Below are 6,354 nucleotides of genomic sequence, written 5' to 3' on the forward strand. Positions count from 1 at the left end.
GCGCAGGCTGAACCGGGAAAAGAGATCCTCGTTCGAATTGTCTCCATGCTGGTCGGATTGATCCGTAGCACATCCCCTGATCGTGTGCATGAGCCGGGAGCCGTCTACGAGCCGGATCGGCAAAGGGCGGGGGATTAAGATTAAGATTAAGATTACGATTACGATTACGATTACGATTAGGAATTAACGACCTCATCAGAACTGCCATGCGCCCGGTGCGATTCCAGTTCGTTGAATCGCACCATTCACGCGGATCGACGGGTGTTAATGATGGACATTCTTTCCCGTTTCTGTCACGCTATAGCCGCGAATTCGCTGACCCAGACCGATTAAGGAAACACGACATGAAAAAACTGCGCGTGGGCGTGGTGGGATGTGGAAAGATCAGCGGGATCTATTTCAAGAACATCCCCCATTTTGACGCTTTGGAACTCTCCGCCTGTGCCGATTTGAACCGCGAGCGGGCCGATGCTGCGGCGAAGGAATACAAGATTCCCCGCGTGCTCGACACAGAAGCGCTTCTTTCGGACAAGGATATCGACGTCGTGCTCAACCTGACCGTGCCCCAGGCGCATGTGTCGGTGAACCTCAAAGCCATTGAGAACGGCAAGCACGTCTTCGTCGAGAAACCGTTCGCCCTTTCTCTGGCCGAGGGGCAGAAAGTGCTTGATTTGGCCAAACAGAAGGGTGTGCTGGTGGGCTGTGCCCCCGACACCGTTCTCGGTGGCGGCTACCAGACGGTGCGTCGCGAACTGGATGCGGGCGCCATCGGCCGGCCGACATCCGCCATGGCGTTCATGCTCTGCCATGGCCACGAGTCGTGGCACCCCGACCCCGAATTCTACTATCTGAAGGGTGGTGGCCCCATGCTTGACATGGGCCCTTATTACATCACGGCGCTTGTCACCAGCCTCGGCCCCGTGCGCCGCGTCAGTGCCGAGACCGGGTTGGCGCTCGCCGAGCGCACCATCACCAGTCAGCCCAAGTCCGGAAAGAAGATACCGGTGGAAGTGCCCACCCATCAGACCGGCACGCTTCTGTTCGACGGCGGCATCATCGCCACCGTTGTCATGAGTTTCGACATCTGGGCTCACCATCTGCCGCGCATCGAGATTCACGGCACCACGGGCAGCCTCTCCTGCCCCGATCCGAACACCTTCGGCGGCAAGGTGGAAGTGTACAGTGGCGAGAAAAATGCGTCGTGGAGGGAAATGACCAACCTGAGGCGCTTCAACGAGAACAGCCGCGGCCTCGGCCTGGCCGATCTCGCACAAGCCGTGCAGGAAGGCCGTGCTCCCCGCGCTTCCGGTGAACTGGCCCTGCATGTGCTCGAAGTCATGCTCGCCTTTGACAAGTCCTCCAAAGAGGGCAAGCACGTGAACATCGGCACCCGGATCGAGCGGCCGGCGCCTCGAACCGATGCCGCCATCGCATCGACCCTTCCCTAACGGAGTTCATTCATGAGAAAGAAAGCACTGGTGACGTGGGGCGGCTGGGAAGGACATGACCCCCAGCAAACATCGGCCTTGGCCCGCGAAATCCTCGAAGCCGAAGGTTTTGAGGTGCTGTATGTGAACACGCTTGACGTGTATACCGATGCGGCCCTCATGGCGTCTCTCGACCTGATCGTGCCCGTGTGGACGATGGCCGAGATCACCGGGGAGCAGTCCAAGGCCCTTCAGAACACCATCGGTGAGGGATGCGGCCTCGCCGGATGGCACGGTGGCATGTGCGACAGTTTCCGTAAGGATACAGGCTACCAGTGGATGACCGGGGGCCAGTGGGTCGCCCATCCGGGGAATAGCATCCGCTACGCGGTAAACTTCACGAAAAAAGACGATCCCACCGTAAAGGGCCTCACCGACTTCGATATCACCTCCGAGCAGTACTACATGCACACCGACCCCGGAAACGACGTGCTCGCCACCACGACCTTCGATGGCGTGCACGCCGATTGGGTGAAGGGCACCGTCATGCCCATTGCGTGGAAGCGTCCGTGGAAGAAGGGCCGCGTGTTCTACACCAGCCTCGGCCATATCCGCCGCGACTTCGAAGTGCCGCAGGTGCGCGAACTGGTGCGCCGTGGAATGCTCTGGGCTGCGCGCTGAAAGATGCAGGGTCTTTTCCCCATCACCGTGAACCGTCAGGACCTGATGCTGAGTCGCGCCCACGAATCCGAACTCGAGTTGGCGCGCCTCGGATGCGCCCATATTGCCGGACATCGGACCCCAACCACGGGTCCAGTTCCCGCCACTGCTGTATTTGGCTCGCATCCCGAGATCGCGGCACCCTGTCGACTGTTTGGCCCGCCGGGCACAGGGGGCGCTGACATCCAGCACGCACGAGAGCGAGATCTGTTTCTGCGCTGAGAACCTTCATCCGGCGAGACGGGACTGTTCCTCCCGGATAACCGGCTCGCGCAATTCCCAGGAGGTGACGGACTTCTTGAGATACAAGGATGAGAGGCGATCAGCTTCGATCGTGGCCTGCTGAAGGATTTTAATATGCCGGGTCAGGATGAGGCGGCGCAGGCGGCTGGCGTCATCGGCCGGATCGTCGCCGATGGCGGTGCGCTCGGCGCGGAGGGCATCGATCCAGAGGCGGGTGACGATGTCCCGCGCGGCGTCGAGCGGGGAGAGCTCCTCGGAATGGTTGACCCGCGGCAGGCGGAGGATCACCGGGTCGAGGAAGGCTTTCAGGGCGGGATCGGCGGCGGCATAGAGGTCGGCCAGAGCGTCGGTGTCGGCGGCTGCGCGCCAGGCACAAAAGACAGTGTGTGCGTGCGGGTGCCGCACGAGGGCCTCGGGGAGATAGGTGCGGAGCAGGTCCGCCACGGCGAGGTCATCCTCATGGTGAAACAGCAGTTCGGCGAGGGCGAGATCGGCCGGGGTGGCCGATTCAGGCGCAGCCTCCGCCGGCGTTCCGGGAGCGTCGTCGGTGGGGTGATCTGCGGCCTCCTCGCTGGAAAAGGGGTCATGCGGCGGCGGCTCCTCGTCGAACCCGGGTTGTGTCGCGGGTGCCTGCTGAGGCGCGGGGGCTGAACCGGATTTTCCGTAGGCGGCGGCGCGGGCGGCGGCCTCGGTCTGCCGGACGCGGAGGGCTTCGAGATCCTCGGTGAGCGCCGCCTCGGGAAGGCGCAGTCGGGCGGCCGCCTCCTGCAGGAGGTGGGAGCGGAGGACGGCATTCGAGCAGGCGGCGAGCGTTTCGAGGACGGCGCGGCAAATGCGGCTGACGGCGTCCACATCGTCGGGCCGTTCCTCGCCCTCCCGCATGGCTCGGATCTGGAAGGCAGTGAGCGATTCGGCGGTGTCGATCAACGCATGCGCCGCCTCGGCGCCGCGATCCCGGATGAGCGAGTCGGGATCCTCGCCGGGGGGCAGGCCGGCGACACGGACCGGGATGCCCGCCTCAAGGAAGAGGGCGCCGGTGCGGATAGCAGCTTTGCGTCCGGCGGTGTCGCCGTCAAAGAAAAGGACGGCGGAATCGGCGTGATGCTTGAGCAAATCGACGTGGTCGCGGGTGAAGGCCGTCCCCTGCGACGCAACGGCGGTGGTGAGGCCGGCGGCGTGGCAGCGGATGACGTCGATCTGCCCTTCGCAGATCACCGCCTCGCGGCGGGGGTGCTTGACGATCGCGCCGCGCGCCTTGTCGAGGGCGTAGAGGATCTTGCCTTTGCGAAAGATCGGCGTCTCGGGGGAATTGACATATTTCGCCGGGTGGGCTTTGGGATCGAGGATGCGGCCGCTGAAGGCCACTACGCGGCCCTGAGGGTCCGTAATGGGGAACATGAGCCGTCCGCGAAAGCGGTCATAGTAATCATCCGGACGGGATGGGTCGTTGGGCGGCGTCAGCACACCGGCGGCGACGAGCTGCTCGGCGGTGAAATTATGCTTCGCCGCCCAGGCGAGCGTGGCGCCGCGCTCGAGCGGCGCGTAGCCGATCCCGAACCGCGCGACCGTATCGGCCGCAAGCTTGCGCGACTCCAGATAGGCGCGCGCGCTGGCGGCACAGCCGCTTTGCGCGAGGCAGCGCTGGTAAAACGCGGCCAGTTCGAGATGGATGGCATAGAGCCGGTTGCGCTGCTCCGACTCGTAATCGGTGGCGGTGTCAATGACGACGCCCGTCTTGTCGGCGAGCGAGCGGACCGCATCCATGAACGAGAGGCCATCCTGCTTCATCAGGAATGTGAAAACGTCTCCGTGTTCGCCGCAGCCGAAGCAATGGTAGAACTGCTTGGCCGGATTGACGTGGAACGACGGGGTCTTCTCCTGATGGAACGGGCAGCACCCCTTGAAACTCGTGCCAGCACGTTTGAGCGCGACTCCGCGGGCGGCGACAAGCTCCACGATGTCGGCGCGGGCGCGAATCTCCTCGATCGCGCGGTCTGTGACGCGTGAGCCCATCACTTCAAACCCATATGGGCGCGCAGCCAGGGGCAGACATGCTGCCCGACGCGGGATTGTTCGATGAACAGCCGCTGCACCGACTTGAGCGGGACGAGCATAGCCAAGGCAAACACGACAGCGAGAATGACGGCGGCGTAGACAGCGCCGGCGGCGAGGCCCAATACGGCGTCGGCGGGCTGGAGGATCACCACCTGAAACATGGCGTTGAAGACGCAGCGCACGGTCAGCCCGATGATGAACCCCGCGAGGAGGGTCAGCGCGAGGGACGTGACGGCGATCGCGGTGGATGCCGTCGTGCCCGTGAGCGCCGAAAAGGCGCCCTGGATAGGGGAGTAAAGCGTCATGCCAGCCCACGCACCCCCGACAAAGCCCATAATGCGGGCGAGTTCGTCAGAGACGCCGCGGATCAAGCCCCGGCTGAGAAAAAACAACAGGACCATCACCGCCAGAACATCAACGAGGGTGCCAAACGTAAGCGGGGCGTAAGGCATATCGATCCTCCTTTCAGGTTCCGTGATCGGCGGGAAGCGTGTTGAGCCAGAGCTCATAGCGCTTGCGCTGTTCGCCGACCGGGGCAAGCTGCAGGTAGTATTCGCCATAGGCGCGGGCGCCTTTCGGATTATCCTCGGCGCTCCGCAGCGTGGCCAGAAGGGCGAAGAATCCGTAGCGGTTGGGCCATTTCGCGGCTGCCCGGTTCAAGAGGTGCCCCGCCTCTGGCAGGTCCTTCAGTTCGAGGGCGGCGCGGGCGCCCTGATAAAACGCGTCGGCGTAGCCGGGGTTCAGGACCGTCGCCTGCCGGAAGGCATCGAGTGCCTGCTGGTGTTCACCCCGGCCCAGCAGGGCCTGCCCCAGGCCCAACGCGGCGGCCGCGCACTGGGGATCGGCGGCGAGGGCGTCGCGATAGGCCTTCTCAGCCCGCGGCCAGGAGCGGGCGGCGGCGGCGCGGTCGCCCTCCTTGACCCGCGCGGCCGCCGTGTCGGCGTCGCGGCGCTCGGCGGGCGGGAGTGCCCGGCTGTTTTTCTGAGTCCGCCGCAACGCCTCAAGGGCCTTGGCCGCCTCGGCCTGCCAGGGGTCGCTACTGAGGGCCATGCGCCGGTACAGTTCGAACTCGTCGGCGGCCTCGTCGGTCAGACTGAAGTGATCCCGGTAGAGCAGGGCGAGGTTGTAGTGCGCCGGGGCGTATTTCCAATCGGCCTTGACGGCCTGAAGCAGTCGGACGCGCGCGAGGTCGTAACGGGTGGCGCCGCGCTCCACGTTCGAGAGGGCGGTGAGAAAGCGCGCGCGGTCCTGCGGCGTTGCGGCGAGCAGTTCGTTGAAAACGGCACGGGCCTTTGCCCACTCGCCGCGGTGCAGCGCAATCTGGCCCTGCAGCTCGCGCGCGCTCAAGTTTCCGGGCTCGATGGATAGAACCTGTTTCAGCGCGGCCTCGGCCGGAACGAAGCTGCCGAGCAGAAAATGGGCGGTCGCGAGGTTGTAGTGCAGGGTCGCGTCATTCGGCAGCCGGCGCGCGGCGCGATTGAAGTGCCGCACAGCCAGTTCGTAATTGCGGTCCTTCAAGGCCGCTTCGCCCTCGCGCACCGCGCGGCGCGGCGAAAATGCGCCGCAACCGGCTGCGGCGATGGAAAGAAGCAGGCTTATGGCAAGGAAAGTGCGTGTCATGGTGTCCCATCCCGTTCGTGCGTGCGCGTCAGTAAAACAGGTCGGGGAGTAGTATACGACAAACAGGCTGCAGGTTGAAAGCCTGTTTGTAATGGGTCGTTATTGGGGGTGAGTGTGGATAGGCATCGCGCCCGAGCATATCCGTACAGTCGAAATCGAAATCGCTATCGGGATACAAATCGGGATCGGGACCGAAATCGACGAGAAAGCAAGGAATTCGACCCCGATTTCGATTTCGACTGTACGAATGTGCTCAAAATTAGAATTGCTGGGTGTGGGTGTGGATGCA

6 protein-coding genes are annotated in these 6,354 nt (G+C 63.8%); 3 read left to right on the top strand and 3 right to left on the bottom strand.

What is annotated here, in order from left to right; all coding sequences use genetic code 11:
- Positions 1–344: 344 nt before the first annotated feature.
- The 3 genes from FJ222_11550 to FJ222_11560 are packed head-to-tail and all read left to right on the top strand — an operon-like array spanning position 345 to position 2,369.
- The gene (locus tag FJ222_11550; GenBank protein ID MBM4165057.1) at positions 345–1,448 is read left to right on the top strand and encodes a Gfo/Idh/MocA family oxidoreductase; all 1,104 of its coding nucleotides are present in this window, start codon (positions 345–347) and stop codon (positions 1,446–1,448) included.
- Positions 1,449–1,460: 12 nt separating this feature from the next.
- Complete coding sequence (locus FJ222_11555; GenBank protein ID MBM4165058.1) at positions 1,461–2,108, top strand: ThuA domain-containing protein; 648 nt, start codon at positions 1,461–1,463, stop codon at positions 2,106–2,108.
- A gap of 3 nt (positions 2,109–2,111) precedes the next feature.
- Positions 2,112–2,369, top strand: a complete 258-nt coding sequence (locus FJ222_11560) for a hypothetical protein (GenBank protein MBM4165059.1) — start codon at positions 2,112–2,114, stop codon at positions 2,367–2,369.
- 6 nt (positions 2,370–2,375) lie between these two features.
- On the opposite strand, the gene dnaG is transcribed toward FJ222_11560, so the two are convergent.
- The 3 genes from dnaG to FJ222_11575 are packed head-to-tail and all read right to left on the bottom strand — an operon-like array spanning position 2,376 to position 6,065.
- Positions 2,376–4,403, bottom strand: coding sequence for a DNA primase (gene dnaG / locus FJ222_11565; GenBank protein ID MBM4165060.1), 2,028 nt, complete (start codon positions 4,401–4,403; stop codon positions 2,376–2,378).
- The gene (locus FJ222_11570) at positions 4,403–5,005 is read right to left on the bottom strand and encodes a CvpA family protein (protein MBM4165061.1); all 603 of its coding nucleotides are present in this window, start codon (positions 5,003–5,005) and stop codon (positions 4,403–4,405) included. The genes dnaG and FJ222_11570 overlap by 1 nt, the downstream gene beginning before the upstream one ends.
- On the bottom strand, positions 4,911–6,065 hold the full coding sequence (locus FJ222_11575) for a tetratricopeptide repeat protein (protein ID MBM4165062.1): 1,155 nt from the start codon (positions 6,063–6,065) through the stop codon (positions 4,911–4,913). The genes FJ222_11570 and FJ222_11575 overlap by 95 nt, the downstream gene beginning before the upstream one ends.
- Positions 6,066–6,354: the final 289 nt, after the last annotated feature.

This window comes from Lentisphaerota bacterium (genome assembly GCA_016873675.1).
GTDB lineage: Bacteria > Verrucomicrobiota > Kiritimatiellia > RFP12 > JAAYNR01 > VGWG01.

Bases quoted from the DNA above. Each gene is read 5' to 3' on its own strand.
- FJ222_11560 (MBM4165059.1), top strand. From the start codon at position 2,112: ATGCAGGGTCTTTTCCCCATCACCGTGAACCGTCAGGACCTGATGCTG.
- FJ222_11575 (MBM4165062.1), bottom strand. From the start codon at position 6,065: ATGACACGCACTTTCCTTGCCATAAGCCTGCTTCTTTCCATCGCCGCA.
- FJ222_11555 (MBM4165058.1), top strand. From the start codon at position 1,461: ATGAGAAAGAAAGCACTGGTGACGTGGGGCGGCTGGGAAGGACATGAC.
- FJ222_11570 (MBM4165061.1), bottom strand. From the start codon at position 5,005: ATGGCGAATACTACCTGCAGCTTGCCCCGGTCGGCGAACAGCGCAAGC.
- dnaG (MBM4165060.1), bottom strand. From the start codon at position 4,403: ATGGGCTCACGCGTCACAGACCGCGCGATCGAGGAGATTCGCGCCCGC.
- FJ222_11550 (MBM4165057.1), top strand. From the start codon at position 345: ATGAAAAAACTGCGCGTGGGCGTGGTGGGATGTGGAAAGATCAGCGGG.